This window comes from Pigmentiphaga daeguensis (assembly GCF_039523035.1).
GTDB classification, from domain to species: Bacteria; Pseudomonadota; Gammaproteobacteria; order Burkholderiales; family Burkholderiaceae_B; genus Pigmentiphaga; species Pigmentiphaga daeguensis.
Window position 1 is genome coordinate 1 of sequence record NZ_BAAAEN010000063.1, and the last position, 1,958, is coordinate 1,958.

At 61.3% G+C, this 1,958-nt stretch carries 2 protein-coding genes; both read left to right on the forward strand.

The features are described from left to right. The first annotated feature begins 92 nt into the window (after positions 1-92). Positions 93-1,121 carry an IS21 family transposase gene (istA, locus tag ABD104_RS30070; protein ID WP_343928873.1) on the forward strand — a complete coding sequence of 343 codons (1,029 nt, stop codon included), beginning with the start codon at positions 93-95 and terminating at the stop codon, positions 1,119-1,121. Next, positions 1,118-1,891, forward strand: coding sequence for an IS21-like element helper ATPase IstB (istB, locus tag ABD104_RS30075; protein WP_343928874.1), 774 nt, complete (start codon positions 1,118-1,120; stop codon positions 1,889-1,891). Before istA ends, istB begins: the two co-directional genes overlap by 4 nt. Positions 1,892-1,958 lie beyond the last annotated feature (67 nt).

The following is a 1,958-nucleotide window of genomic DNA, read 5'->3' on the forward strand; positions in this document are numbered from 1 at the left end:
TGTTGCGCGCAAAGTAATAATGAGCCACTTCGCGCAAAGTAAATCTGAGCCACTTTTCCGTACAGTCGAGGCTTTTCGCGCGAAGGCCGACGATGCTTCTGAAGGAACAGTGGATGCAAATCCATGTGCTCAAGGCCCAAGGGTTGTCACTGCGAGAGATCGCGCGACGCTTGGGCGTATCTCGTAATACGGTGGCTCGGTACCTGAAGTCCGAGGAGGTTCCACGCTACAAGCCGCGTGAGGCCAGACCAACCAAGCTCGAGCCCTTTCACGACTACATCCTCGAGAGGATGAGGGCGGCAGCTCCCGAGTGGATCGCCGCGCCCGCGCTGCTGCGCGAGTTGCAGGCGCGCGGCTACCGCGGCCAGCTGCGAAGCCTGCAAACGTTCATGCAGTTGAACAAGCCCGTGTCGCAGCCTGATCCCGTGGTGCGCTTTGAGACCGCGCCGGGCCAGCAGATGCAATGCGACTTCGTGGTCTTTCGGCGTGGTAGCGATCCGCTCTATGCCTTTACGGCCACGCTGGGCTACAGCCGCTGGCGATGGGCGCGGTTCACCACCAACGAGCGGGCTGACACACTGGTCAATTGCCATCATGACCTGTTCGAGACACTGGGTGGGGTGCCGCGCGAGATCCTGTACGACAACGCCAAGACCATCGTTGATACGCGTGATGCCTACGCCCAGGGTGAGCACCGCTGGCATCCTGGCATGCTGGATCTGGCCAAGCGTTACGGCTTCATGCCGCGGCTGTGCCGACCCTATCGGGCGCAGACCAAGGGCAAGGTGGAGCGCTTCCACCGCTACCTGCGTGGCAACTTCTACGTGCCGCTCACCAGCTGGCTCAAGCAGTCAGGCCTGGTGCTGGACGTGGACACAGCCAATGCCGAGGTGGGCAAATGGCTGCGCGATGTGGCCAACCAGCGCGTGCATCCGGTCACGGGTGCAGCGCCTGCCGTGCTGTTCGAGCAGCAAGAACGCGCCGCCTTGCAACCACTGCCCGGGTTCGCCACCTCGACACAACCGGCGGCACTCGCTCGGTGGGCAATGCCCGATATGGCCGCATCATTGCAGCACCCGCTATCGGTTTATCAGCAACTGCTCACCGAGGTGCACGCATGAACCTGCAACAGGAACGCATCGATGCACACTGCCAGACACTCAAGCTCGAGGGCCTGATGCAATGCTATCGGGCGGCGGCTGGCGAAGCTGCGAACAAGGACTGGAGTTTCCTGGACTATCTGGAGCACGTGCTGGCGCATGAACGAGATACCCGGCAGGTGCGTTCGCGAGCAACACTGGTTCGCATGGCTGGCTTCCCCGCCATCAAGACCTTGGACGACTATGACTACAGCTTTGCCGTGGGCGCCCCTAAGAAACTGATCGAGGAGCTCGCCACGTTACGGTTCGTCGACCAATGCGAGAACGCCGTGCTGCTTGGACCGTCCGGTGTGGGCAAGACGCATCTGGCCATCGGGCTGGGCTATGCCGCCACCCAGGCTGGGATCAAGACGAAGTTCATTACGGCAGCTGACCTGATGCTGCAACTTGAGGCGGCCAGGCGCCAGGAGCGGTATGACGCGGTTCTGCGGCACAACATCCTGGGACCACGTCTGCTGATCATCGACGAGATCGGCTACCTGCCGCTGTCTGGCGACCAGGCCAGTCACTTCTTCCAGATCGTCGCTAAGCGCTATGAGCGTGGCTCGATGATCCTGACGAGCAACCTGCCGTTCACGCAGTGGGATGCCACCTTCGGTGGCAACACCACCCTGACGGCTGCCATGCTTGACCGCATCCTGCATCACGCCCACATCGTTCAAATCAAGGGAGACAGCTACCGCCTCAAACAGCAACGCCGCGCCGGGCATGTGCCCGCCGCCAAGAACTAATCGAATGGCCCAGATTTACTTTGCGCGCCGACGCGCGAAGTGGCTCACATTTCAATTGCGTTTGACA